Annotated in this window: 22 protein-coding genes; 3 read left to right on the forward strand and 19 right to left on the reverse strand. The window is 50.7% G+C overall.

Annotated features, from left to right (window positions below; all coding sequences use genetic code 11):
- Positions 1–17 precede the first annotated feature (17 nt).
- Together BLQ82_RS14750 and BLQ82_RS14760 are read left to right on the forward strand one after the other, a co-directional pair.
- Positions 18–332, forward strand: a complete 315-nt coding sequence (locus BLQ82_RS14750; RefSeq protein WP_062527369.1) for a transcriptional regulator GutM — start codon at positions 18–20, stop codon at positions 330–332.
- 400 nt (positions 333–732) lie between these two features.
- Complete coding sequence (locus BLQ82_RS14760) at positions 733–1299, forward strand: hypothetical protein (RefSeq protein ID WP_062527368.1); 567 nt, start codon at positions 733–735, stop codon at positions 1297–1299.
- Positions 1300–1928: 629 nt separating this feature from the next.
- Here the strand turns inward: BLQ82_RS14760 and BLQ82_RS14765 are convergent.
- From BLQ82_RS14765 to BLQ82_RS14825, 13 genes are all read right to left on the reverse strand, one after another.
- On the reverse strand, positions 1929–3086 hold the full coding sequence (locus BLQ82_RS14765; RefSeq protein WP_062527367.1) for a glycoside hydrolase family 172 protein: 1158 nt from the start codon (positions 3084–3086) through the stop codon (positions 1929–1931).
- 25 nt (positions 3087–3111) lie between these two features.
- A complete protein-coding gene (locus BLQ82_RS14770; protein ID WP_062527365.1) occupies positions 3112–3945 on the reverse strand; it encodes a carbohydrate ABC transporter permease in 834 nt (277 codons plus the stop codon).
- Entirely contained in the window at positions 3942–4877 is a 936-nt protein-coding gene (locus BLQ82_RS14775; protein WP_082722811.1) for a carbohydrate ABC transporter permease, read from the reverse strand. The genes BLQ82_RS14770 and BLQ82_RS14775 overlap by 4 nt, the downstream gene beginning before the upstream one ends.
- An 81-nt stretch (positions 4878–4958) precedes the next feature.
- Entirely contained in the window at positions 4959–6395 is a 1437-nt protein-coding gene (locus BLQ82_RS14780) for an ABC transporter substrate-binding protein (RefSeq protein WP_062527363.1), read from the reverse strand.
- Between the two features lie 175 nt (positions 6396–6570).
- Entirely contained in the window at positions 6571–8358 is a 1788-nt protein-coding gene (locus BLQ82_RS14785) for a cache domain-containing sensor histidine kinase (protein ID WP_062527361.1), read from the reverse strand.
- Positions 8359–8366: 8 nt separating this feature from the next.
- Complete coding sequence (locus BLQ82_RS14790; protein ID WP_062527359.1) at positions 8367–9974, reverse strand: response regulator transcription factor; 1608 nt, start codon at positions 9972–9974, stop codon at positions 8367–8369.
- Positions 9975–10282: 308 nt separating this feature from the next.
- Positions 10283–10651 (reverse strand): hypothetical protein, encoded by a 369-nt coding sequence (locus tag BLQ82_RS14795; RefSeq protein WP_074648255.1) that lies wholly within the window; start codon positions 10649–10651, stop codon positions 10283–10285.
- Positions 10652–10928: 277 nt separating this feature from the next.
- Positions 10929–11921 (reverse strand): LacI family DNA-binding transcriptional regulator, encoded by a 993-nt coding sequence (locus tag BLQ82_RS14800; protein ID WP_062527355.1) that lies wholly within the window; start codon positions 11919–11921, stop codon positions 10929–10931.
- 45 nt (positions 11922–11966) lie between these two features.
- Positions 11967–13055, reverse strand: a complete 1089-nt coding sequence (locus BLQ82_RS14805) for a glycoside hydrolase family 172 protein (RefSeq protein ID WP_062527354.1) — start codon at positions 13053–13055, stop codon at positions 11967–11969.
- A 15-nt stretch (positions 13056–13070) separates the two neighbouring features.
- Positions 13071–13904: a carbohydrate ABC transporter permease gene (locus BLQ82_RS14810; RefSeq protein ID WP_062527352.1), complete on the reverse strand. Its 834-nt coding sequence runs from the start codon at positions 13902–13904 to the stop codon at positions 13071–13073.
- Between the two features lies 1 nt (position 13905).
- Positions 13906–14781, reverse strand: a complete 876-nt coding sequence (locus BLQ82_RS14815; protein ID WP_062527350.1) for a carbohydrate ABC transporter permease — start codon at positions 14779–14781, stop codon at positions 13906–13908.
- 100 nt (positions 14782–14881) lie between these two features.
- The gene (locus tag BLQ82_RS14820) at positions 14882–16216 is read right to left on the reverse strand and encodes an ABC transporter substrate-binding protein (protein ID WP_062527348.1); all 1335 of its coding nucleotides are present in this window, start codon (positions 16214–16216) and stop codon (positions 14882–14884) included.
- A 53-nt stretch (positions 16217–16269) separates the two neighbouring features.
- Positions 16270–17733, reverse strand: coding sequence for a glycoside hydrolase family 32 protein (locus tag BLQ82_RS14825; RefSeq protein WP_062527347.1), 1464 nt, complete (start codon positions 17731–17733; stop codon positions 16270–16272).
- A gap of 193 nt (positions 17734–17926) precedes the next feature.
- Here BLQ82_RS14825 and BLQ82_RS14830 point away from each other — a divergent pair, with 193 nt between their 5' ends.
- A complete protein-coding gene (locus BLQ82_RS14830) occupies positions 17927–18805 on the forward strand; it encodes an ROK family protein (protein ID WP_062527345.1) in 879 nt (292 codons plus the stop codon).
- Positions 18806–19174: 369 nt separating this feature from the next.
- Here the strand turns inward: BLQ82_RS14830 and BLQ82_RS14835 are convergent, their stop codons facing one another.
- The 6 genes from BLQ82_RS14835 to BLQ82_RS14860 form a co-directional block, all read right to left on the reverse strand.
- Complete coding sequence (locus BLQ82_RS14835) at positions 19175–21634, reverse strand: efflux RND transporter permease subunit (RefSeq protein ID WP_244280792.1); 2460 nt, start codon at positions 21632–21634, stop codon at positions 19175–19177.
- Positions 21635–21664: 30 nt separating this feature from the next.
- The gene (locus BLQ82_RS14840) at positions 21665–22714 is read right to left on the reverse strand and encodes a putative ABC transporter permease (RefSeq protein ID WP_062527343.1); all 1050 of its coding nucleotides are present in this window, start codon (positions 22712–22714) and stop codon (positions 21665–21667) included.
- A 116-nt stretch (positions 22715–22830) separates the two neighbouring features.
- Positions 22831–24489: an ABC1 kinase family protein gene (locus tag BLQ82_RS14845; protein ID WP_062527342.1), complete on the reverse strand. Its 1659-nt coding sequence runs from the start codon at positions 24487–24489 to the stop codon at positions 22831–22833.
- 13 nt (positions 24490–24502) lie between these two features.
- Positions 24503–24802 (reverse strand): phasin family protein, encoded by a 300-nt coding sequence (locus BLQ82_RS14850; RefSeq protein ID WP_062527341.1) that lies wholly within the window; start codon positions 24800–24802, stop codon positions 24503–24505.
- Positions 24799–25617, reverse strand: a complete 819-nt coding sequence (locus BLQ82_RS14855) for a patatin-like phospholipase family protein (RefSeq protein WP_062527340.1) — start codon at positions 25615–25617, stop codon at positions 24799–24801. The genes BLQ82_RS14850 and BLQ82_RS14855 overlap by 4 nt, the downstream gene beginning before the upstream one ends.
- A gap of 14 nt (positions 25618–25631) precedes the next feature.
- Entirely contained in the window at positions 25632–26111 is a 480-nt protein-coding gene (locus tag BLQ82_RS14860; protein ID WP_062527339.1) for a hypothetical protein, read from the reverse strand.
- Between the last annotated feature and the right edge of the window lie 27 nt (positions 26112–26138).

The following is a 26138-nucleotide window of genomic DNA, read 5'->3' on the forward strand; positions in this document are numbered from 1 at the left end:
AAGAGGAGGAAAATCGGATGGCCTTTCTGATCATCACCGCAGCTCTCGCATGGCTGCTGCAGGGAATGCCGGGACCCCTGCAAATCAGGAATTTCAATAAAAAATATACAGAGCTTAGAAAGCTCGGACGCGTTGCCATCGGCAAAAAAACAGGAAAAATCAAAGCCGGCACTGTGGTTATGTTCGCCATTGATTCGAACGCCAGAATTTTGCAGGCAGCTCAAATGCAAGGGGTTACAGTCTTTTCAAGAGTACAACGTAATACATCACCACTTTGTTTGGAATGGGCACCCGGTGTTCTTCAAATGTATCTCTCATGCCCAGAATGGTAATAAATTCTTCGACAATCTTCCGGTTCATATCCGGCAGGACGAGATATCTAACCTTTTTAGCACATTCTTTGGGTGTATAGTAAGTACCCATATCGATTCCTTTTGCTCTTGGAAGACGCTGATTGACGCTGCTTTTGTTCATGGTTTACAACAAACCCCTTATAATCAAGATGTATTAAAATTTATTAGTAATAATTACGATTAACACATCATATATTATCTTTTGATTCCCGCAATGTCAACGCTATTCACACTGGAGTTGATCAATATAACGTCATATGAAAGCGCTATAATTTCTCCCATAATCCAAAACCTCTCCTATAGCTTTCCCTCTCTGGTTCTTCAATAATGAAGGAAGGCACTGCAGGCCGCTAATCCACCACCGTAAAGGAGAAGATCCATGCCGCATCCTTTCATTACGATCAGCGAGGCCCTATCCCAGCCAAGAAGCAGATATTTCGGAATTGTCTATAAGGATGGCAAGTTTACGGCAAATGATCCGATGAGTTTTTTCGGGCGCAAGCTGCCTGACCCTGAGCTGACCTTCGATACCGCGAACAATAAAACATTGGTGAACGTTCACATGAACGGCTCGATCAAAAACATCACAGTGTATAACGGCAGCTACTATAGTGATAATATGATGCCTCCGCCCGGGCGCTGTCCTTCCGGACCCTCAGTCCAAGCAGCTCCTTTACCTGGGAACAGCAAGCTGGGCAGCAGAAGCTTCAGTGTGGCCTACCGGAAAACGGAAAACGCTGTGGAGGCTTCCATCCTGAATCTTTGCACGGAGACGATCACGGTATTCGTCGAGCTACGGCATGATAATGCCTGCGGGCTTGAGCCTTTTGCCCGCACGGGAGAGAAGGAGCTGGCTGTCCATGAAGAGTTGGCTGACCGTTCGGACTCCCGCCTCTTCAAGAAGACCCTTGAACCAGGGAGGGCGATCACTTTCGGATTGCGTTGACCTGCATTGGCTTGGGTCGACCTGGTGACTTGGGATGACCTGGGTCGCCTTGGGGGCTTCCCCTTTACCTGCTACCACTTGCCGCCAGTAACGGTCAAGTGGAATCATCCTTAATCCCCGGCGAGGATGAACCAACGCCAAAAGTGCCCCTGCTCCATAAGCAGGGGCTTAAATTCATTACACTATGATTTCCTCAAGTCTTCCATTATTGCTATAGCGCAAAAACCCACCGAATCTGGGAATCTCCCCGTTCGTTGCGCACACAGAAGACCCTATTTCCCGGAATCTTCCTGTTCAGCCAAACTTACGGACTGAGAATACACTATTTGTCCTCATTCCCCCTCATATACCTCGTTTGAGCCCAAATAACGTCTCCTGAGTCCGTATTCTCCACCAATTTGAGGTTTTGAGGTAACATAACGACTCTGGAGTCCGGATCGGGCGGCAGGACTGCAGGCAGGTGCGCAGCCAGCGGGCGGCCAGAATGTTGATCTGCGCACGGTTCTGATGCCGTGTTCTGACTTTGTATTCTGACGCTTTGTCCTTAGCACTATGTTCTAAGCACTGTTCCACCATAATAAGGCTGCTTGGGGCAGTTTTCCTGCTTCAAGCAGCCGCTGGCTTAAGGCTTAGAACGTCCGGTAGAACTGCTTTGCGCTATCCTTCTCGGGCAGCGGGAGCCGCAGGTGAACGGGCAGCATCTCCGGGTAAGATTTGTGGGGCTCGCGCTGGTACCAGTAGGCTACCGAAGAATAATCATTCGACTGGGAGTTTCCATGACCGTGCTCAATACTGAACCGCAGGGACTCCCGGAAAATAACGGGGTCGACGATATGGAAACGGTATTGTGTCATTTTGCCGGAATAATCATTGAACAGAATCGTATTGCTCTCTCGCCAGGCATCCCCGTTGCCGCGAATCGGGGCATACAGCGATATCCCGTGATACGGGCTGTCATATTTGCCGGACGGGTAGCCCCACGCGGCACAGAAATAATCCTCTGTCCCTGTGCCATGCAGGCGGGGCGGCCACGGTTCGCCGTCGATGAAGAACATATCATCCCCTTCGCCCGGCCAGCTGAAGCCCGGCATCGGATTCAAGTGATCAATGCTGAGGTTGCAGCCGACATAATGCCCTTCACCCACGGCATCCATAATCACATAGTTCTCGTCCCCGGTCAGATTTTTAAGCTCATACACTTTCTGGTCGGCATAATTGGGCTTATCCTGGCTGTCATGCTCCAGCTTCAAGGCCGCCAGGTCGACCGTCCCCTGCGTGGGATTCTCCCTGCGCCAGGAAGCGTGAAAGTAGAAGCTGTCCTCCGGGATCTGCTTTTCCACATAGTCGACATAGAAATAGAGGACCATTTCATCTTCGCATTCATTGACTATCTCGATCCGCGCACCGCTGCGGAAAGGCATTTCAAAAAAACAGTTCATCGCCGCCTTGTCCTCAATCACTCCCTGGGTCGTAATCATATTCAGCGGCATGGAGACATAGTGGCTGGCCACCCCGTGGCCGACACCGAAGAAATCGCCTACCGGCGATTCCACACTGGGCTCCTCCTCTCCATCCCAGAACATGCGGACCAGCACTTTGCGGAACGCATATTTATTCCGGGCGGCTATCGTCATCCAGATATGCTGGATAATGCCCGAGCCTTCAATTTCAGCGATGGCTGCCGTCTGCCCGGCTCCGATAACGATGAAATCCCGGTTGCCCCCCGTCTGATCCCAGCTGGACAATCTGCGGGATTGCCCCTCCTTGCGCAGATATAATGAATTCATCACAGATCCTCACTCCTTAGGTTATTCAGGCTTTGATGCCTGTTAGTGTAATGCCCTCGATAAAGTACCTCTGCCCGATAAAAAAGACGACAATCGCCGGAGCCAGCACCACCGTAGCCGCGGCCATCATCAGATGCCATTCTGCTGCGTACATGCCTTTAAATTGCTGCAGACCCAGCGCCAGCGTATATTTGGATTCGCTGTTCAGATAAACCAGCGGCCCCAGGAAGTCATTCCATGAGGCCAGAAAGGTGAACAGGCCTACAACGACCAGCGCGGGCCGCGTCAGGGGAATGATAATGGAGATAAAAATCCGCCAATGGCTTGCACCATCCACATAAGCAGCCTCGTCCAGGTCGCGGGGAATACTCAGATAGAACTGGCGCAGCAGGAAGATATTGAACGCGCCTCCGCCGAACCAGGCCGGTGCGATCAGTGGAATGAACGAATTGGTTAATCCCAGCTTGCTCCAGCCGATAAAGGTAGGAATCAGCGTAACCGCATAGGGAAGCATCATACTGGACAAAAGCAGGCCAAACACAAGGTCCCGTCCTCTCCAGGACATGCGGGCAAAGCTGTACGCACTGATGGAGCAGGTCACTAGGACACCCAGCATCGTAAAAATTACAATAACCGTTGTATTGATAAAGTAACGGCCAAATGGCAAAATGGTCAGTGCTTCGCTGAAATTGCCAAACCGGAAGGGATCGGGTATCCAGATGGGCGGCAGCTCAAAAATTTGCCCCATATCCATCAGGGAGCTGCGGATGAGCCAGATCAGCGGCAGCAGACTGAAGAGGCCTCCGGCCACAAGCACCAAATACACCAATCCCTTCTCGACCCATGCCCTATTCCTCATCTGGCTTCATCTCCCTCGTAATACACCCATTTTTTCGATGTCTTGAAGACCATATAGGTCAACAGCATAATGATGATGAACAGCACCCAGGCAATAGCGCTCGCACTTCCCATCCGTGAGAACTGAAAGGCTTCCCGGTACAGATAGAAGACATAGAACAAGCTGGCATTGTTGGGTCCGCCGCTGGTCATGACATAGGCCTGGGAGAACACCTGAAACCCGTTAATGATGCCCATAATCAAGTTGAAAAAAATCGTCGGCGTCATCATGGGAATCGTGATATTCCGCAGCTTATGAAGCTTCGATCCCCCGTCTATCTCAATGGCCTCATACAGCGAGCGGGGAATATCCTGCAGGCCGGCCAGGAAGATAATCATCGTCCCTCCCGTTGTCCACAGGTTCATCAGCGCCAGCGAGGGGACCACGGATTTCTCTCCAAAAATCCATTGGCTGCCGGGAAGTCCAATAGCCCGGAGCATCTCGTTGGCCAGCCCCAAATCGGGATTCAGGAGCCACAGCCAAATGAACGAAATCGCGATAATCGGCACGATGGACGGCAGATAGAAGACCGTCCGGAAGATGGCTTTTCCCTTGATGTTCCGGTTCAGAAGGATGGCCAGCAGAAAGGAATAGATAATGCCGGTTGGCACACTGAGCACCACAAAGTACAGGGTAACCCCAAGCGACTTGTAAAAATACTGGTCTTCTCCACTGAACATTCTGGTGTAATTGTCCAGTCCGATAAAGGTTGGTGAATTGGAGCCCGAATAGTCGGTAAAGCTCATATACAGGCTGTAGATCATGGGACCCAGCGTAAAAATCAGCAGCCCAAGAATGGCCGGCAGGGCAAACAGGATGCCGAGCAGCTCATTCCTGTAGGAGCTGCGCTTAGTCTTTGCACGGTTCACACTCAGGGAAGAGACGGGTTCCATACACATGCTTCCTCTCTTCAGGCTGCCGCCGGCAGCGGCCCTGCCCGTGAATCCCGCAGAGCCGCCTTCCGGCAAAGCCCGTTATTTCAAATACGTTCCCTTGACCAGCGGCTTCACTTTGGCTTCTACTTCTTTCATTGCCTCTGCGGCGGTTTTGGTGCCGAGCCATACCTGGTCCAGTCCCGCCGTTACCGCCGCGTCGATCTCCACAAAGTTTCTGACATTATTCTCTGCCGAAGGCTCTGCATGCTCATAAGTGGAACGCATAACGGCATCCTGGAACCCGGCCGGGCGGCCCGGAAGCTCCTCGTTGGCCCAGCTGTCAACCAGCTTCGGATCCTCATACCATTGCTTCAGCTGCGGCATCCACAGCCCTTGATGAAGCTCCAGCACATTCTCCGGGTCTGTTAGGAATTTAGAGAATTCCCAAGCTTCCTTCGGATGCTTGGAGCTCTTAAATATAATTAGGGAACCTCCAAGGAAGAAGGTCTTGTAGTCCTTCAGCACCGGCAGCACACCGACCCCCCAGTTAATGTTGGCTTTGCTCAGATCCAGATGGTTCCAGCTTCCGTCGATGACCATAGCGACCTTTCTGGACTGGAGCGCGGTTGCCGGTGCCGGAATGCTGCTGGCTTGAACCGGTGAAGGAGCAACATGGTATACATTGATCAGATCTGCGATCTTCTGGATAGCTTCGGTCGCCTCAGGCTTGGAGAGTCCGAACTCTTTGCCATCCTCAGTCAAATAGTCCCCGCCGTTGGACAGAACCAGCGGCATGTAGGATAACCAGCTGAGGCTGAACTTAACACCGTATTGCTTAATATTCTTGGGATCAAATCCCGGATCATCGGGATGCTTGCCGTTCCTGTCAAGCGTGAGCTTCTTGGCCGTTTCAACGAATTCATCCCATTGCCAGGCTTCTTCCGCTTTGGTTGGCGGCAGCTCTACCCCTGCTTCCTTGAACAGATCGGCATTGTACATGAGGGATGGTACCACAGAGGCCTGATAAGGTCCCGCACTTTTATCCGTATCCCAATTCCACCAGGCGTACTGGAGGTAATCCTCCTTCTTGATGCTGGGATCTTCCTTCATCAGATCGAAGAAATTGTAGATCAGGCCTTCTTCCCCCATCTTCAGCTTCCATGCGGCGGAGTAGCTCAGATCCGGTGCTTCATTCCCGGCAATCATGGCATTCAGCTTCTGTAAAAAGTCTGTGCCCGGGATATGGATGGAATCAATGGTGACGTTGGGGTTCTTCGCTTCAAAAGCCTTAATGGCATCCTCCACCGCCTGCTTCTCCTGCGGGCTGCCCCAGAACGTGAATTTCAGTTTTACTTTTTCTCCTGCAGCTGTACCTGTATCTCCAGAAGCGGGACTATTTCCCTCCTGGTTATTTTCCTGGCTTGTATCCGCCTTTGTATTCGCATTGTTCCCGCCCGCTCCGCAAGCGGTTACAAGTAACGCCATAATCAGTAGGAAGAGTAACATCAGCCTGGTTCTGCCGGTATTTTTTCTCATTGTTTATCCCCCTTGATTTCGAATGTAAGCGCTGCAGTCGCCTATACCCAGTGTATATGGACCCGCCGCAAAAGCCTATGGTATGATCTTTCGTTTCCTGTACGATTTTACGATCATATATAAAAAGATAACCCCACAAGCCATGGGCCGGGGGTATTCATCATAAACCGGTCTTTCACTCTGATCCGGGATAGGGTATAACCAGCTTCACCCGGGTGCCGAACTCGGGGACAGACTCAATCTCTATGCCGTGCTTGCTGCCATATAGCAGCTTGATCCGTTTATCCACATTTTTCAGTCCGATATTGGGACTCTCTGCCTTCAATAGCTGTTCCAGACGCTCCGGCTCGATTCCGCTGCCGTTGTCCTCAACACAGAACCGGATATCATCCCCCTGCCGCTGTCCGTAAATGGTGATTAACCCGCCGCTCTCCATATTTCGAAAACCATGAATAATGGCGTTCTCCACCAGCGGCTGCAGGAACAGCTTGGGCACACTCACTTCCAGCAGCTCAGCTTCTATATCGAAATCCACACGGAACTTATGCTCGAAGCGGTTGGCCATAATCACAATATAATCTTGAAGCCAGGCGATATCCTCCCGCAAAAGCATCAGATCTCTCCGGTTGTCTGTAGTGTAATGCAGCATACGCGACAGGCTGATCAGCATATTGCTGACCTGCTCCTTCTCGCCATATACAGCCATCCAGTTAATAATATTGAGTGTGTTATATAGAAAATGGGGATTGAGCTGGATATTCAGCGCGAGGATTTCTGTCTCCCGCTCCCGCAGCTTGACCACATAATTCTCATGAATCAGTTCCCTGACCTGCTCATTCATGCTGTTGAACTTCAGCAGCACATGGCCCAGCTCGTCCCTGCCTTCCACCTTGATCTGCGCATTGAAATCCCCGCCGCCGACCCGCTTGATCGCCAGCAGCAGTTTGCTGACCGGTGAAGAAATGCGCGCGGAAATCACATAGGCGAATATAAGCGAAAGGGCAAGCAGCGGAGTGCCCAGCGCCATAATAAAGAACAGAATAGTATCCGCAATATCATGGGTTAAAGCGCCTGGGGGAATCAGCACCACGGATAACCAGTTGGTCACCGGAGATAAGGCGAAGCAAGCGATCATCCGCTTCCCGCCGACAGTCACATAAGCCGTTCCGCTGCCCTTGCTCCGCAGCTCCTCCAGCCAGGCTGCCGATTCCACGGTCCCCAGGCGCGTTTTATCCTGATGGGAGATCATTGTGCCGTTCTCACTGGCCACCAGGAACACTGATCCCTGAATCGGAATGCTGCCCCTGAATATATTGGCATATACATCATCCTTGAAATTCATCACCAGAACCGGTTTCTCAGACCCTGGGTTTGCCCGGACAATGACGTCATTCCGGACACAGGAGGGATTGATCTGCCGGACAGCCGAGAAAACATAACGGTAATCGATATTGCTCCCGGCAAGCTCAGGCAGCGCATGCATCCGGGTATAATCATACGTGGGCACCCAGGCGATACGCCCTTTCCCCCCGGCTGCCGCCCGGTACAGTTCCGAGCTGTAGAAGTGGTCCGGAGGATAGGTATTCTTGTTCTTGCTTCCATACACGAACGCCTGCGTGACCAGTTCAGCGGAGTACAGGTCGGCAGATTGTGAAAAGTACCGCCCGAGGATCTCCGTCACTTTTTTATTGGTTGCAAGCAGTTGTTGTCCTCCAGCCGGCCCATGCCCGTCAAAAATCTGATACAGCTGGCATTCCACCATCAGCGAGAGGCTGTTATCCTGTATGATTTTCAGACGTTCGTTGATGATCTGGTTGTTCTTCAGCACAATCTCACTGACGTTGTCACGGGCCAGCTTCAGCATTATTTCCTTGCTTGCATAATAATAACCAAGGCCGAGGATTGCCAAAGGGAGGGTGATCAGCACAATATAGGACAGAACCAGCTTATTCTTCAGCCTCATAGTCCCACCTACAATACATCTTTCTTCCGGAATTCCTCCGGTGACAGTCCGGTTTCCCGCTTGAATACTCTGGTAAAATAACCGGCGTCTCTGAAGCCCACGCTTAAGGCAATGGCTGAGATTTTCAAGTCTCCGTTCTGCAGCAGCGCTTTGGCTTTGTCCATACGCAGGCGCAGCAGATATTCGGTAAAGGTCATGGAGGTGTGCTGTTTAAAAAAGCTGCTGAAATAAGCGGGGCTGAAAAAAAATTGCCGGGCGACATACTCCAGCGACAGATCCTCCATATAATGGGCTTCCAGAAATGCTTTGCACAGGCTGATCGTCCGTCCGCTTTTGTTATCCTTGCGTTCCTCAATGCTCTCCATAATCCGGTTCAAATAATAGATTGCCCTTTGTTCGACTTCATCCAGACTTTCACAGGCCGGAATTTGAAATTCCAGCTCAGAAATGAAGTTGCTTGCTTCCTCCTGGCGGAGAAACACTTCGCTTCCTTTGACTTCGTTCACCAGAGCGTACAAAACACAGTCTTTGAGATGGGCCGGGGACGGACAGTCCCCTTCGAGCAGCCTCTGAATCAGCGCCTTCAATGCCTGGGCCACTGTATCCCTGTCCAGCCGCGCCAAAGCGTCAGTGATGCCTGTATCGGCAGGAACCATTTTTAAACTGGGCTTGTCCGGATTGTAAGCGATTTCATCGTAGAGAACAAGCTGGCCTGCACCCGTATAAAAGGTGTACTCCAGCGCTTTTTGCGCCTGTTCAAAAGACTGCGGAGCCCCGCTGTACAAATCCGCCATCCAGTTCCCTGCACCCAACGTGAGGGTCAGGCCGAATTCGTCCCGGACCTGGCGGATGAATTGCCGGAACTGCTCCATGTCCCGCTTCAGCAGCCATTCCAGGGAATGCGCCGAGGTCACGATGGACCCGATCATCGGGTCCGCGCCTTCCAGATTGAAGGAAACCGAAGGCCCCACCGTCTGATAGATTTCCTTCATCCAGTTTTTCACACTGGCCTTCAGTTCCTCGAAATCCTCAAGTGTATAGGATTCCGCGATCTCCCGCTTCCGGAACTTGGCCAGCATGACAAAACCTCCGCTTATCGCAGGGAAAAGCCTGCGGATTTCCTGAAGCTCCTCCTCGCTTGAAGAAGAACGCATCCACCGGTTGAGCAAATGCTGCTCATAGACCGGGGCTGCCGAGCTGAGCCGCTGCCGGAGAACCGCCCCATCCTGAAGACTCAGCCGTTCTTTCTCCATCGCCGTATCGAGCTTGTCCAGGATCTCGGACAGCTCCTTGAAGGCCAGCGGCTTCAGCAGATAATCGAATGCCCCGAGCTGTAAGGCCTGTCTTGCATAATCAAAATTTCCGTAGACGCTGAGAATCACGATTTTGACCAGCTCTCTGCGGCTCTCCATTTGTTCAATCAAAGTCAACCCATCCATATTGGGCATCCGGATATCGGTGAGAATAATATCGATCCGGTTATCCTCAATAATGCGCAGAGCCTCCAAACCATCCTTCACCATAAAAATCCGGTATTCCGGCCGGAGCTGCTTAATCATGTCCGCAATGCCCCGGCGGTGACGCGGTTCATCATCGGCGACAAGCACGTTGTACATCGCTTCCTCTCCTCTCTCAGAACAACCAAATTGTAAGTAAGATAGTAAGGCAGCTTGACCAGCCTGTCAATCTTCAGGTTCTGCCCGTACTTGTAAATTTTTCATTTGGGATTTGACCGTGACTACGGAGAATGTTTGGACTTCCGGCCGCTGCCCATCTGCAGATTTCTTGATTGTACACCGTTTTTAATGGTTGAAATCCGCAGACAGCTTATGCTGAAGATAGCGAGCTTTCCTGCGGTAAGCTTTCAGGCGGACGCTACCGCTCCGTAAGTATCCAAACTTCCCCTCCGTCACTTTTCCAAAAATTAATGTTCAAGTTCTTTATTTAGCTCGCTTCGGACGAAATCAAAGGTACTTTTACCTTTCATTTCCTCATCTAGCTCGCTTCGGACGAAATCAAAGGTACTTTTACCTTTCATTTCCTCATTTAGCTCGCTTCGGACGAAATCAAAGGTACTTTTACCTTTTATTTCCTCATTTAGCTCGCTTCGGACAAAATCAAAGGTACTTTTACCTCTCATTTGCTCATCTAGCTCGCTTCGGACGAAATCAAAGGTACTTTTACCTCTCATTTCCTCATTTAGATCGCTTCGGACGAAATCAAAGGTACTTTTACCTTTCATTTCCTCATCTAGCTCGCTTGGGGCGAAATCAAAGGTACTTTTACCTCTCATTTGCTCATTTAGCTTGCTTGGGGCGAAGTCAAAGGTACTTTCTGCCGTTATTTCTGAATAAACCACCCTTCGGACGTTACCGTTTCAGCGAGAAATAGAAGGGTAATGAATTGCGTGAAACATATAAATTCTGCCCTGAAATAACCTCTTTTTATTTCATTCCTCTGTGTGCCGCACAACGGCACGGGTGTCTTATATTTTCAGAAAAAGACTGCCGAAAACGCTCGACAGTCTCTCTCCACTCTAATCCTCACGCATTTCTTTCTAGTATCCTTGCTCAGCTGGTATGCCTTGCCATTAATTCAATGGGGAACATCCGGTCAACAGGCTGGATAGGTTCCCCCTTCGTTTCAATGGATTCAATCATTAGCTCGGAGGCGTTCAATGCCAGCTCATTGATCGGATGCCGGATGGTTGACAGACTTAGCAGCTCCGAAACGGTCGGCATATCATCCACACCCAGTACCGCAAGGTTCTCTGGTACAGACAGGTTCAGATCCTTGCAGGCCTTCAGCACCCCAATGGCAGAGATATCGTTCAGGCAGAACAATGCCTGCGGCAGCTGGCTATTTTTGTGCAGCTGCATCACCGTTTCATATCCGAAGCTTTCCGTCATATCTCCGGTAATGACCGTTGTGAGATTGCCCTTCTCCTGCATAGACTGGGAGGCACCGTTCAACCGGTCGTCGAATCCGGGGACCTGTCCATGCGGATAGGTCAGAATAATAATTTTTTGATAGCCCCGGGACATTAAATGGTCCACTCCGGTCTGGCCGCACTGATAATCGTTCACCCGGACGATATGGGCTCCGTAGGACAAATTATGCCGTCCGATGGTGATAACCGGAACGTTGAGATCCATAAGCCTCGGCATGAACTTCTCCGTCTCCAGGGTCGCTTTTACAATAATTCCATCCACCATCTGGATATTCATGAAGATCTCATCAAAGTCCAGAAGGATCAGCTTGTACCCCATAGTCTTCAGCTGCTGCTTCAGCACCTTGGCGAAGTGCAGGAAATATAAATCTTCGAAATATCCGTCATAAGTGCTGTTCGACAGAACGAGTCCGATGGTATGCATTTTGCCGGTAATCAGGCTTTTGGCAACGGGGTTTACCTGGTACCCGAGCTTTGTAATCGAGTCGCTTATCTTCTCCCGGGTCTCCGGGCCCATCCGGTGAAAATTGCCGTTCATGAAATGGGAGACCGTTGCCGGCGACACGCCTGCATCTTTGGCGACCTGTACTAAAGTAACTCTTTGTTTTGCCATGTGCTGCACCTCTGCGAATTTACTTGGAAGCCTGTACCTCCGCGCTTACCGCGGACGTCTGTCCATCACTGCCGGAAATTCCGGAAACGCCTGATGCGGCTCCGTCTGATACCAGTAGCTGATCGAGCTGATATCGTCGCTGCGTTCAAATAAGGCTTGGCCGTCATGTCCTATTTGCTGTACAGTCACCTTCAGGTCCTCTTCGAACAGAATCGGATCAAGGATATGCCAGCGGTAGAAGCCCCGCATCGGGCAAGCCGCACCGTCATATATGTGGGACCGGGTGTTGTCCTTCGTTGCAAAATAAGGGAAACCCATAAATGGGGTTGAATAGGTCTGCTCCTGCACCGGGTTCCCGTTATCATATTTCACAAAACCCCAGGCACCGCCGAAATAATCCTCAGCCCCGGTGCCGCAAATTGTCGGCCAGTCCCGGTCACCGTCGATATAGAATTTCACTTCTCCTTCACCATACCAATAACGGGATAGAGAAGTCCAGGACATATAAGTGCCGATAAATTTGCCTCTTCCTTTAATTCCATCAATCAAGGTGTAATCCTGCTTCAGCACAGTTGGATTTTCTCTGCGGAACTGGGCGTGAAAATACTCAGTGTCCTCATCCAGCTCCTCCACCAGCATATAGTCGAATTGGTAAAAGAATGCCTCAATGCTCTGCGGATGCTCATTCGTAATGGTTACTTTGGCCGCTTGGCGGAAGGGCATGGCAAAGTAGCTGTTCATGCCGCCGACCGGATTCACCACTACCGGCAGTGAATTGACAACCGCCCGCGCCCCAAAGCCGTTGCAGAAGAAATCGCCCAGCGGTACTTCTACGGATGGTTGTTCTTCATTGTCCCAGTACATGCGCAGCACCAGATCGCGGAGGACGAACCAGCCCGATTCGGTCTGATCGGTAACGGTCATCCAGATATGCTGAATGATTCCGGGCCCTTCAATATCCACAAGCGTCGCGGTTTCTCCCTGCGCAAGCGAGATGAACGCCTTGCCTTTGCGGGCAACGCCCAGAGGGCCTTCCGCCTGTCCCCCTTGTCCCTTAAGACCTTGCGGATTCTCCGCTGTAATCGCTCTGCTCTTGCCTTTCATTCTGCCAAACAGCTGATTCATCGATTGCATGGTTTCATCTTCTCCTTATCCTTTGACTGCACCGTCAGACACGCCGGCCATCACATATTTATTCAGGAACAAGTACGTAACAATAATGGGAATAATGCTGATGCTGATTGCCGCGAAGGTCTGGCCCCAATCTGTAGCCCCGAAGGCACCGATAAATTCCTGCAGCCCGACGGCAATCGTCTTGTAGGCTTTATCATTCGTGAACGTATTGGAGAACACGAAGTCATTCCAGATGAAAATAAAGTTAATGGATGCCACCGTAATGGTTGTATTGATCGTAAGCGGTGAAACAATGCGGAAGAACACCTGATAGATGTTGCAGCCGTCAATCACCGCAGCCTCAAGGAGCTCGCCCGGCACATACCGGTAGAAGCTGGTGAAGATCAGAATGGACAAAGGCAGCGCAAAACCAACCTGCGGCAGGATCAGGGCCGGATACGAATTCAGCAGCCCGTAATCTTTGTACATAATGAACAGCGGAATGAGCGTAACCTGAATCGGAATCATAATGCCAATTGTAAAAAACAGCAGCAGCTTCGAATTCAGCCGGTTGATCATTTTGACCAGGGCAAAGCCTGCGGTCGCGCTCAGGAAGATGATCAATGCCAGACAGGCAAAAGTCACAATGGCCGTATTCTTGATATACAGCAGCAGGCTGCTCTCCCGGAATACACTGGCATAATTTTCAAACGACCAGGACGAAGGCATGGCAAACGGCTGGGTAGTCAGCTCGATGCTCGATTTGAAGCTGGACAGCATCAGCCAGACTACCGGATAGATTTGAATCAGCAGAATCGCAATGACCAGGATATACAAAAGAGAAGAGGAGAGCTTTTTTGTCGCTAGCATGTCAGGCATCTCCTTTCCTTGAATTAAAAATAGCCCGGATGAGCAGTACCGCGAGCAGACTTTCGATCACAATGAACACGGCAATCGAGCTTCCGTATCCATATTGGATAGTCGAGAACGCTTGCTTATACATATAGGTAGTAACCAGTTCTGTGGCCGACCCCGGCACACCGATAATATAAGGAATATCGAAGCCCCGCAGAGCCCCTGTGGTACACATAATCAAAGACAGGCTCAGCACATGCATAATGCTTGGAAGCTTAATATAACGAATCAGCTGCCAGCCGCTTACACCGTCAATCGTAGCCGCCTCTTCAATTTCTTTGGGGATCGCAATCAGCGCCGCATAAAAGATAACCATATACATCCCGATAAACCGCCACCCCTCGGGGATGGACACGGCGATCAGGGCCGTATGGGGATTGGAGAGCCAGGCGGACTGAAGATGGCTGAGGCCCACCCAGTCCAGGAACATATTCAGCAGGCCTAGAGGCTGAAGGGAATAGAAATTACGGAACATTTGCGCAATCGCTACGGTTACCACGACCGCCGGCAGATAATACAGTGTTCTGAAGATTCCTGCGCCTTTGGTAACATAAGAGAGCATCAGGGCAAAAAACAAGCCGATGAACACCTGCATAAATACTACAATGACCACGTAGACCAGGTTGTTTTGCACAGAATTCCAGAAATAGCTGTCCTTGAACATCGCGATATAATTATCAAAGCCGATGTAAGCCGGCTCCTGAATGCCATTCCACTGCTGGAAGCTGTATTTCAGAGACTGGATAATGGGGACGAAGACCGTACCGAGATAAAATATCAAAGCCGGCAGGATGAAAATCAGCCATGCTTTTTTGTCTTTAAGCACATTCATATAGGGTCACCCCGCTTCTGTAATCACGCTATTGTTGAAGGTCTCCACCAGGCCCTTAAGGGCCGGGCGGAGGTTTATCAGAATATAAGAATTAATCCACTTATTTGCCCGCTGTGTTCTTGGCAATGGCATCATCAATCTGCTTGGCAAAATCCTCTGGAGTCACAAAGCCCATCGTCAGTTTAGTAATGAGATCACTCATCACCGAGTTGGTGTTCGGATCAAGCAGAGTATCCCAAGGCTTGGCAAACTCTGAGCCGTAGTTGTCCATATCCTTTTTAATCCGCAGGAACAGCTCGGAGAATTTGGACTCGTCATCAATGGTGAATTTAAGCGGTGACATTTGTTGTTTGGCCACATAGACATCGCTGTAATTTTTCAGCACATAGCTCAGGAATTCCTTAGGCAGTCCATCGAATGTTTTCGCGGATGCTCCAAGTCCGATCCCGCTGTTGCCGAAGAATTCATTTTCCGGTGTGACCGCATTGCTGGTGGTTGGCAGATAGAAATAATCCACATTGCCTTTGAGTGCTTCCGGGAGACTTTCTTCCACGAAGGATGGAATCTCCCAAGTGCCCATATTGTACATGGCAGCCTGACCGTTCAGGAACAGATTTTTGGCTGTCGTATAGTCGGTTGTAGCGAAACCATCCTGAAAGTATTTCCCGATTTGCGAAGCAAAGTCAGCCGCCTGCATGCCTGCCGCATCGGACATTTTGGCTTTGCCCTGGCTCAGATCGCGGATGAACTGATTGCCCGTGGTCCGGAACGGGTACATTGCCGCATAACGCAATACCGGCCATACATCAACGCCGTCTACAGCGATAGGCGTAATTCCTTTGTCTTTGAGCGCTTTGCTGACCGCAAGCAGATCATCGAGGGTTTTCGGCACCGTCAGGTTGTTGTCGGCAAATATTTTTTTGTTATACCAGGTCATTTCCATATGGTATTCCATCGGCAGGAGATACAGGCTTCCATCCGGCAGCTCCTGGTATTTCAGCGCAGGCTCATAGAACTTATCATACAGCCCTTCGTCCTTCAGAAATTTCTCCATGTCCACCAGTAAACCCGCATTGACGAGCTCTTGGGCAAAAGGGTCGGCATCGCTGTCAATGAAATCCGGCATCTGCCCCGAAGCGACCAGCGTTCTGAGCTTGGTCAAGTAAGAGGGTCTATCCGCGGTCACCTGAAGATCCAGCTTAAAGCCGGGATGATCGGCGGCAAACCGGTCGGCAAGCTCCCGGACCGTCTGGACAATGGCCCCGTTCTCCGGTCTGGCCGAGAGCCAGGTCACCGTTTGCTCCTTAGGCGCATTCGATGAACCGGCGGTGTCTGTGTTTTTGTTATCCGTTGAGCTTCCGCAGCCCGCAAGAGCGGCCCCGGCCAGGGAGAAAACTGCAAGCCCAGTGAACACCTTTGACAATTTCTTTGTCATTGTAAACCCCTCCAATATATTTATCTTATAAATGCCGTGAAACCATCCTGTGATCAAAGCGCAGCAACCGTTTTTAGGGTAATGTTCTGAACGCTTACAGTACCTTCATTGGCAAAAAATCCAAAATGGCCGTCTTTGAAGTTATAGACCCGTGTAGTCATTGCAACTTCGTTATTGACGTAGAGGCATAAGATGTCTTCTTCCAGAATCAGCTGGAAATGAATCCGGCTATGGTTTGCAAAATGAAAAGGACGCTCCAGCTCAATCATTTGCGGCTTGTCCCCGGCAATTTGCCATTGAAAAAATCCCGGTTCTCTTCTCGGCCACATATCAAAGGTGATCCGGTTGTGAAAAGGATCAAACTTGATGAAATAACCATTGTCCAGCGCCTTGTCCGTACGAACTGCGATGCCAAAATCCTTTACATGCTGCCAATCCGTAAAGACGGCCTCAAGCATGACCTGAGCAGGCAGTGGGTTTAGCACACTATAAGCCAGCCCATCCGGGGAAGAGAGCTGCAGCCCGTCCGCCTGCCGAATGCAATTTTTCTCCGCTTGCGGAAGAATTTGTTCTTCCCTATTAAAATGTCCATAGATGGAAGACGGCATTCTCACCAGCAGTTCTCCCTGTTCGTTCTGATGCAGCTCATGGACAACGAGAGTACCCGCCCATTCCCAATCCCCGTAATCATTCGAGCCCTTCTTCGATGGAACCCAGCCAAAGGCGTACCGCTTCACACCATCCGAGGCTGTTTTGGCTGCATAAAATCCTCTGCCGTCAAAAGTGTCCAGCACCGGTGAGGTGTATAAGCCATCGATTGTTTTGCTCTTTTTATAATGGGTGACGAACTTCTCACTGAAGGTGGAGTAGACCAGGTAGTGCCATTCCCCCATCTTGAAATAATCGGGACATTCCATCGTGATGTACTTGTCCGGGCTGTAGAAGGGTTCACGGTATTCCCAGTTCACCAGGTCAGCAGAAGTCAGCAGCGCGATGCACCCGCCTCTTTTCTCGGAAGAGTTCATTTCCCTCGAAGTGACCAGCATCCAATATTCCTGCTTCTCTTCGTTGAAGAACACGAAGGGATCACGCCAGTCATATGGCTCATAGATCACTTCATCCCCGTACAGCTTGAAGCCGCGATCCTTCGTCCAATGAATCCCGTCGGTGCCCGTGGCCCGCAGCACCACTTGTAAGGGCTTACCGTTCTTGCAAAACGCAGGGTTCGGGTTATGGCCCGTGTAGAAAAGATGGTACATGCCATCCTTGTCTTTGACCACAGAGCCGGTGTACGCATTCCGGTCTGGAGCGCTTTCATCACCGTTCGGCAGAACTTCTCCGTAATCCTCAAAGTCAAGCCCATTTCTGGTGGCCAGCAAATTCCATGAGGTATGGTTGCCATAGTCCCCCCCCACTCTCTCGTCGTGAAGATAGTACAGCTTGTACTCCCCTTGGTCATAAAACGGAATTACGTCACCGACCCAGGCATTCGGGGGTCTGTAGAATACTTTTTTCATTCGTATCATCTCCATTAGTAAAACGTTTTACAAACATATAGTAACATAATTTTTATTCTTGTCAACGGTTACATTTATTTGTATAGTGAGTTTATAAGTAGATGACACACTAAGTGAAATAGGATTTGGTAAAACGTTTACCAATAATTTAAAAGGGGGAGGGCATCCTTTCCTGCCAGGAGGAGAACAGATCATGATCATTGGGGCGATTGAAGCAGGCGGCACAAAATTCATCTGCGGAGTAGGTAATGAGGAAGGTGAAATTCTGGACCGGATCAGCTTTCCGACGGAGACTCCAGAGGAGACCATTCAGCAGGCGGTTGCTTATTTTAAGGATACAGGGGCTATGGCTATCGGGATCGGTTCGTTCGGGCCGCTGAATATGGATCTTTCCAGCCCCTTGTACGGGCATGTGACCACTACGCCCAAGCGGGGCTGGGCAGGCTTTGATTTCGTGGGTTATGTGAAACGGCATTTCCCAGTGCCGGTCGGATTCGATACGGATGTGAATGCTGCTGCCTTTGGAGAGGTGAAGTGGGGCGCGGCTCAAGGATTGGACAGCTGCGTCTATTATACAATCGGGACAGGTGTCGGAGTGGGTGTGTATGCAGAGGGCAAACTGGTCCACGGGCTTGTTCATCCCGAAGGCGGACACGTGCTGACCCGCCGGCATCCGGGAGATGACTTCGAGGGGCTATGTCCATACCATGGCGACTGTCTGGAAGGTCTGGCGGCAGGACCGGCCATTGAGAAGCGCTGGGGTGTCAAAGGCTCGGCGCTGCCGGCGGATCATTCGGCGTGGGAGATCGAGGCGTATTATTTGGGCCAAGCCATCGCGGGTGTGATCCTGCTGTTGTCTCCAAAACGTGTGATCCTCGGCGGAGGCGTAATGCACCAGGAGCAGCTGTTTCCGCTGATCCGCAGGGAAGTCCGCCAGGCTCTGAACGGGTATGTGTCTGCGCCGGAAATCCTGGAGAGTATGGATGCTTATATTGTTCCTCCCGGCCTGGGCGACAATGCGGGCTTGTGCGGGGCTCTGGCCCTGGGGATCAAGGCCCTGCAGGAAGCTTAAGGGTCAGAAACGGCAGGAATGCAGCTGCAAAAAGCCGGAGGCTGCCCGGTATCAGATACGGGCAGCCTCTGGCATAATCAGAAAGCCTGGTGCTCTGTGAGATACCCATCCGGGTGAAAAAGTCCTGTTGTCTCGATAACAAAAAAGCCTAGAGCCGCAAGAGTTTTTGTCCTTGCGGCTCTAAGCTTTTAACCGAATTTCCCAAAAGTACACCAATTAGTACACCGATTAATTAATTGACGCTAAATTCTAGAAAATATGGGCTTTTAGATCTTTCACCTGATACGCCGCCGAATTCCATCAGACTGTTATAGGCTTACTCGTCCCTGACTGGCAGTCCGATGATGTCCGGCTTATTAGTCGTATAAGCTATTCCTTTGTCGGCGAGGCCACAAACAAGCGCTTATCGGCATTGACTGTCTCTTTTTCTTTATCCAAAAGCACGATGATGGCAGGCAATACGATTAAAGTGCTGAGCAAACATAACAAAGTGTCCATGACGGTTGATACTCCAAACAGTTTAACGACCTCAAAGTTGGTAAACAACAGGGCGCTGAAGCCACCCACGACTGTAAGCCCTGAGGCTGAAATGGCGCGGCCGACTTTGGTCATCGCCGTAATAATGGCTGTCTCGGTATCCATTCCGTTCGCCTTTTCTTCCAAATATCGTTCCATCAGTAATATAGTGAACTCTGTTCCGATTCCAAGTACTAGCGCACCAAGCACCGCGGTCAACGGATTAATGTCAATTTCCAGCATAAAGAGCAAAGCGGTTGACCACCCGTTGACCAGAATGATAGGTAAAAGCGGAAAGAACGCCCTTTTAACATTCCGGTAAACAATAAACAATCCGATCAGTATGGCCAGCAATCCAGAAATGAGCGAGGTATGCCGGCTGTCTGTCAGGCCGTTCAAGCTTTTCACCTGCAGCACCTGAATGCCAACCGGATTCGCACTTACACCTTCAGGAAGATCCATGTTTTGCTCCAGCTTACCCAGCAGCTTCTCCTGCTCCTGTGTGCTGATATTTTCCAGGTTAAAAACAATATGCCCCATTCGCCGATCTGCCGACAACAGCGGGGCGGTCATCTCGGAAGGCAGCTGCTCAAGCACACTCCCGATCACAGATGAATCTGCGGCGGCGATATTGGGCTGGACCGCCGACATGGCGCTAATGATACTTGAACTGCCTGTAATCTCGCGATTTTCCGTAACGGCACGTTTTTGGAAGGTATCCATCCACTTTATAACTTCAGGACGGGTCACGTCCTCTGCCTCAACCATCCAATCCAGGGTTAGCGTGCTGCCCAGAACCTGGCGAATCTCATTCATTTCGATAAGCGCCGGTGCATTCTGCGGCATCAGCTTCTCAATATTACTCTCCACATTCAGCTTGTGATCCACGGAAAATCCAGCTATTGCGATAACGACTGGAATCACCAGCATCAGCTTCGGCCGTTGAATGACGTTCTTCGCCAATGCGCCAAGACCGCGTTCAACCGCATTCCCCTTTTTCCCTTTGCGCAGTTTGATACCTTTACGGTCTCTCAGCACCAGCACCGGGAGCAGGAGGAGTAAGCTCACAGTGTACATTATGCAGACTCCCACCGCCAGCATCAGACCGAACTCCTTGATCATCGGCATTTCCGACAACAACAGCGTCATGAAGCCCGCCGCCATAATAATGACCGCGATGCCCACCGCCGGCGCCATATGTTTTACGGCATGGGTTACTGCTTTGGAGGAATCCTCTGTTTTAACCAACTCCTCTTCATAGCGGTTATGGAACTGCAGCGCAAAATCCGTCCCTAAACCAATCAGAATCGGCAGCAAGGCCATTGTCGCAATGCTCAGAGGCATGCCGATATAACCCATCAAACCAAAAACCCAGATCATGCCGGTCAAGACAACCGGCAATGAAAGAAGACGCCACCGGACGGGAAATACGACCAACAGCACAATGACCATCAGGACAATGACTGTGAGCAGCATCGTCACAATATCTTGCGCAATGAAGTCCTCTATTGTCTTAGAAATGGCCGGAATACCCGAAAATAAGGAATTGGAATGCTCTATCGGATGCTCCGCGATGATCCGCTCCAATTCGTCGGTCACCTCTGCCATTTGCTGCATCGTAAGTCCGCTGTCCAGCTGTATATTATATAGAACGCTTTGCCCGTCTTCGGGCAAGAGCGGTGCTACAGCTGATTGAGGAGTGCCGGACTCATCGAACAAGGCGTAGCGCACAAACGCCGTATTGGTTGCGGCCAACTCGCCAATCTCATTCATTTCCCGGATCTGCTCTCCATATTGAGCTGTAACCGCCTGTTCCACTTGCTGCTTCGCGGCATCCGCCGCCTTGGCCTGCTGTACTTCATCGCCCCCGCTTGCTTTCGCAGCCGCGGCACCCTCCGTCATCGCTTGCTGCACTTGCTCTGCAATCTGCTGTTGCATTTGCGTCATTTGCCGCTCAGCCTGTTCGGCAAACACGCCGGCCAAGGAAACCGGACTGGTCACCGAATATACTTTTTCAGCGGCAGCAAGCTCCTGCTGCAGCGCGTTCATCTCCCGAAGCGCATCACCATTCAGCAGCAGATTGCCTTCGCCGCGCAGGAGCAGCACCAGGCTTTCCCCTCCAAACTGCTTCTGAAAGCGCTCGTTATGAATCGAAACCGGATCATCCTTGGACAGCAGCATATCTACACTTGTCTTTACCTCAATACGGGTTAGTCCGTAAGCCATTCCCCCGGTAATCAAAGCCAGAATGACGAGCAGCAGAACCGCACGTTTGGAAATCAGTTTTCCGGCTTCCGAAGTTACATTTCTCAAGAACAATTCCCTCACTCCATTTCTATATATTTAATCTGTTTTGTAAAGCTTTTTTCCATTGTTCCAATGTTCGTGTCTTCCCGTCACCCCCTCCATAAATTCATGGCAGGTCACAATCTTGTCGGCCAAGCACACCACCCAGGTTTCCCTGAAGCGAGGGACGGCTGGTGTTAAAGGCCACATATGTTTGACAATAATATCCCGCTCGATCCTGTTGAGCGACAAGATGTCCTCAGCATTGCGCAATGCAGCCTTGGGGTGAGTGAAGCCATGCCATCTTCCTCCGGCAGCCGGATCATGCCAATCATATAAAAACAAATCATGAAGCAACCCGCCTCTGGCCGCCGAGCGATAATCAAGCTTACACTTCCGGCAAATTCGATAGCTCAGAAAAGAAACGGCCTGGGAATGCTTCAGACAGGTTGCCCGGCCATGCTGAATGAACATATCCATACGCTGCACCTGCTCAAGTGCAAGCAGGTCTGCAACGCAAGCGGAATATTCCTCGGCATCGGAGTGCCTGAGCGTAGACCGGGCCGCTGACTGACAGCGGAACCATTCCACGCTTATGGAAATTGCAGCGTCCAAAATGAAATACACCAGCACGCACCATGCTGCTGCCGTGATGATCCCCGCCGGAGGCATTTCAAGCATCCCCAATACAGCCGGATGCAGGAATTCCGTCAGCAGATAAGCAATCAAGCCCCAGAGCAAGGAATATTCCATACACACATATCCGCCGAGATTCCATTGATTTCCGCTGTAATCCCACCATTTTCGCTGAAAGACCTTATCCAATATCAGACCTGTGATATACTCCAGCCACGTAACAAGTACTGCTGAAACACAAATGAAAGCTATTCCGCGTACAAACGGATCGCCGATTCTAGCCCCCGTCCATTCCGCGACATGAATGATCAGCAGTGCACCGAAACCGTAAATCGGGCAAAAGCAACCAAACATAAACCCTCTATTCACAAAATGCTGTTGTCTTACACTGGCATATACGGTCTCCAGCAGCCAGCCGCCCAAAGCATAGACGGCAAACAATAAAAGTTCCGTGGAGAAATCCTTGCTCATCTGCCCCACTCCCATTTGAAAAAGAAATCAAAATACACAAAAGACCCAAAAACTATCAAGAAAAAAAACTCCACCTGCTGGAAGTAACTCCAGGGACCAGATGATGATGACCCGGCTTAGAAGCGGCCGGAGCGGAAAATAGCATACAACAGCCAGGCGAACATCAACAGTGAGATTACAGTGCCGATTTCCAGCATCGGCAGCCTCCACAGCATCGTTTGCGCCCCGCTGATGGAGGAGCCGATAATCAGGCCGAGCAGCACGAGGCTAAGCGCAAGCAGCACAATGCTGAAGGACATCTGATTGCTTATCCGATCCAGCTTCTTCACCAATTGCTCAAGCTGCGGAGAAACCACTTCCACTTGCATCTTTCCCTTGCGCAGCATTGCACTTAACCGGCCCATAGTTCCGGGCAGTTCACTCGCGATCTGGAAGTATTCCGGGACATCCTCCAGCATGTTCTTCAGAAAGCTCCAGGGGTTCAGGCGTTCCAAAAACAGCCTTTTCCCAATCGGTTCTGCGACATCAAACACACTGAAATCCGGATCAAGCTCAGCTACCACCCCTTCGGTAGTGAGAATGGATTTTCCAACCATGGTCAGCTCGGAGGGAATACGAATCCGGTGCTTAAAAGCCACACCGAATAAATCATTAATCATTTCTCCCAAACGTACCTCTTTTAGAGGAACATCGTAGAACTTGGTCCGCATCTCCTCTACATCCGCGTACAGCTTCCCCCGGTCCACTTCTGCAGGGATCATACCCAAATGCCCGATGGCACGCATCACCCCCTTGGAGCTTCTGTTCCGTAAAGCGATAATAAAGGAAGCAAAATGTTTTTGTGTATGAGCGGATAGCCGCCCCACCATCCCGAAATCCAGAAGTGCAATCTCTTCCCCGGGGAGAACCAGAATATTGCCGGGATGGGGATCGGCATGAAACACACCGTCAACCAGTATTTGCTGAAAAATAGCATCTGCAATCCGTTCGGCCACTACACGGGTCCGTATGCCCTGCTTCTTGAGCTGCGATGTATCCGATAGGCGTATGCCTTGGATATACTCCATGGTCAATACTTTTTGGCTGGAATAAGGCCGGTAAACAGCTGGAATGCGTACATGCCTCATTTTGTCCGCCGCGCGGGTAAAGCGTTCCAAATGAGCAGCCTCCTGCCTGTAATCGAGTTCAGCAAGCAGACCCTGGCCCAGCTCCTCCACCACCTCGGTCAAACGGTAGCTTGCCGACCAACTGCCCCGGCGGTCGGCAAGCCGCGCCAGATCTGCCAAAATATCCAGATCTGTTTCGACAATTGCGGAAAGCTGTGGCCGCTGAACCTTGACTGCCACTTCCTTGCCATCAGCCAGAACAGCACGATGAACCTGCCCGATTGAGGCGGAAGCCAGAGGTAACGGCTCAAAGGTTCGAAAGAGCTGCGACATGGGAGCCCCCAATTCCTCTTCAATCACTCTGGATACGTCGGCATAAGGAAACGGAGGTACGGCATCCTGAAGCTTAGCCAATTCCTTTAAAACGGGCTGCGGAACCAAATCCGGCCGGGTGCTTGCCAGCTGTCCCAGCTTGATGAACGTGGTACCCAGTTCTTCCAGCAGCAAGCGGATACGCTTGCCTGCGTTGTCCCAATCCATTGCACCATTTGCGGCAGCAGCGGCCTCCCTGCTATTGCTGTAGACGATAAATTCGAATCCGCTGCGGGCAAGTGCCGAACTGATCGTCCGGTAGCGCTGCAATTGTCTGAATTTTTTTTGCGCCCCCAATCCGGCACCCCCGTTAGTTGTTTAGACCTTTACTTTGTTCAAGCGCAAGCACACGAAGCTTTAACTGCTTAAGCTCCTCCAAGGCAGCCAAGTTTTCTTCCGACAAAATCGCCTGAACCCGTTCGGTAATTCTTCCCTCCATCCGCTGCTCTTCTTCTTTGCGATGGATAAGCTTCTCCGCCAGTGCGCGGGCCTCCAGACGTCCCACCTCTCCTTTTTTCACCAATTCACTCACGGTTAGTTCGATTTGTTCCTTACCCGCAGCCGCGAGGCCAATCCCCAGCATTATCGCTTTTTCCAACGCTGTTTTCATTTGTTTCCAGCTCCTTTGATGAGATGATTTGCTTTTGCTATACGGATTTGCCGCTGAAGCTCTTCTATACTTTGTTCCGCAGCGTCCTCGCCCGCCTTGATGCATTCCTGTGATTTGGTAAAGTCAAAGGCCGCGAAAGTTCCAACGTCAGGCCGGATCACAAAGTCTGCCAGCTTCAGACTGGCATGCTTGCGTTCCGCCGTCATCAGGCTGTACGAGCGATACACCACTTCGACCATATTGCGCGGCGGCTTTTTCTCATGTTCTCTCGCCACGTCTACGGCAATGACAAAGCAGGTATCCTCAGCCAGCGCTTCCTCCACCGGCAAATTGTTCAGTACCCCACCGTCCACCAGCATCTGATCTCCATCCATCAGCGGCGCAAAAACACCCGGAAATGCGGTGGTTGCTCTGAGGACAGTGCCGAGATCCCCTTGATCCAGCACCACCTGCTTTCCTATCATCAGATCAACTGCGATTGCTTTGAATTCAACCGGGAATTGTTCGATCGGCAAGTCGTGTTTGCCGTGCCTTTGCAGCAATTCGTTGATCGTATTATGGACCGCATTGCCGGCAAGCAAGCCACGGTGACGGATACCAAAATCGATCAAACGATATTTTGGTGTACTGAGCAACAATTGTTCAATATCTCCAGCGGAAACACCTGCTGCGTACAAGCCTCCAATTGCCCCGCCCATGCTTGTGCCTACAATACGGTCTATCCGGATTCCATGTCGCTCAAAAGCTTTCAATACGCCCAGATGTGCCAGCCCCCTGACTGCTCCGCCGCCCAGAACAAGTCCTGTTTTCCCCATATTGCACTCCATTTCTACTCGTTTGACTTTATCCCAGAATAATTTGTATGCTCATTACTGTCCGCAGACGCTGTTCCCGGCATAATTGGACGATGCGCTACATAATGCCGCCATTGCGCATAAAAGTGGTACAAAAAGGTTCCGGTAAGCATTGCAGTGCCTATGGACAAATCGCGAACCACCAGCCACAGCAGGATCGTAAGAATAAGGCAGTACATCAATCCAACGCTGCCCGAAAAAAACAAGTGCTTGATATTCTCCGGGTCCTGATGATGCTTAAGATGCACCTTCTTCAACACAGTTAATGCGTAATGATGATGTACATAACGGTGCGCGAAATGTTCAAAAACAGCGAACAGTACGGCCCCGAGGATGAAACCAATAGACGTCCTAATCCAATCGAAGTAAATGCAGGTGAGCGCAATCCCTATAAAGCTCATATTCACGTTGAAACGGACAGTAGGATGGTTATAAAACTCCTCGTAGTAATTCACAGACAACCCTCTTTCAAAAAAACATAA

The sequence above is a fragment of the Paenibacillus jilunlii genome (assembly GCF_900102965.1).
Taxonomy (GTDB): Bacteria; Bacillota; Bacilli; order Paenibacillales; family Paenibacillaceae; genus Paenibacillus_AQ; species Paenibacillus_AQ jilunlii.

Bases quoted from the DNA above. Each gene is read 5' to 3' on its own strand.
- BLQ82_RS14750 (WP_062527369.1), top strand. From the start codon at position 18: ATGGCCTTTCTGATCATCACCGCAGCTCTCGCATGGCTGCTGCAGGGA.
- BLQ82_RS14760 (WP_062527368.1), top strand. From the start codon at position 733: ATGCCGCATCCTTTCATTACGATCAGCGAGGCCCTATCCCAGCCAAGA.
- BLQ82_RS14765 (WP_062527367.1), bottom strand. From the start codon at position 3,086: ATGAATTCATTATATCTGCGCAAGGAGGGGCAATCCCGCAGATTGTCC.
- BLQ82_RS14770 (WP_062527365.1), bottom strand. From the start codon at position 3,945: ATGAGGAATAGGGCATGGGTCGAGAAGGGATTGGTGTATTTGGTGCTT.
- BLQ82_RS14775 (WP_082722811.1), bottom strand. From the start codon at position 4,877: ATGGAACCCGTCTCTTCCCTGAGTGTGAACCGTGCAAAGACTAAGCGC.
- BLQ82_RS14780 (WP_062527363.1), bottom strand. From the start codon at position 6,395: ATGAGAAAAAATACCGGCAGAACCAGGCTGATGTTACTCTTCCTACTG.
- BLQ82_RS14785 (WP_062527361.1), bottom strand. From the start codon at position 8,358: ATGAGGCTGAAGAATAAGCTGGTTCTGTCCTATATTGTGCTGATCACC.
- BLQ82_RS14790 (WP_062527359.1), bottom strand. From the start codon at position 9,974: ATGTACAACGTGCTTGTCGCCGATGATGAACCGCGTCACCGCCGGGGC.
- BLQ82_RS14795 (WP_074648255.1), bottom strand. From the start codon at position 10,651: ATGAGAGGTAAAAGTACCTTTGATTTCGCCCCAAGCGAGCTAGATGAG.
- BLQ82_RS14800 (WP_062527355.1), bottom strand. From the start codon at position 11,921: ATGGCAAAACAAAGAGTTACTTTAGTACAGGTCGCCAAAGATGCAGGC.
- BLQ82_RS14805 (WP_062527354.1), bottom strand. From the start codon at position 13,055: ATGCAATCGATGAATCAGCTGTTTGGCAGAATGAAAGGCAAGAGCAGA.
- BLQ82_RS14810 (WP_062527352.1), bottom strand. From the start codon at position 13,904: ATGCTAGCGACAAAAAAGCTCTCCTCTTCTCTTTTGTATATCCTGGTC.
- BLQ82_RS14815 (WP_062527350.1), bottom strand. From the start codon at position 14,781: ATGAATGTGCTTAAAGACAAAAAAGCATGGCTGATTTTCATCCTGCCG.
- BLQ82_RS14820 (WP_062527348.1), bottom strand. From the start codon at position 16,216: ATGACAAAGAAATTGTCAAAGGTGTTCACTGGGCTTGCAGTTTTCTCC.
- BLQ82_RS14825 (WP_062527347.1), bottom strand. From the start codon at position 17,733: ATGAAAAAAGTATTCTACAGACCCCCGAATGCCTGGGTCGGTGACGTA.
- BLQ82_RS14830 (WP_062527345.1), top strand. From the start codon at position 17,927: ATGATCATTGGGGCGATTGAAGCAGGCGGCACAAAATTCATCTGCGGA.
- BLQ82_RS14840 (WP_062527343.1), bottom strand. From the start codon at position 22,714: ATGAGCAAGGATTTCTCCACGGAACTTTTATTGTTTGCCGTCTATGCT.
- BLQ82_RS14850 (WP_062527341.1), bottom strand. From the start codon at position 24,802: ATGAAAACAGCGTTGGAAAAAGCGATAATGCTGGGGATTGGCCTCGCG.
- BLQ82_RS14855 (WP_062527340.1), bottom strand. From the start codon at position 25,617: ATGGGGAAAACAGGACTTGTTCTGGGCGGCGGAGCAGTCAGGGGGCTG.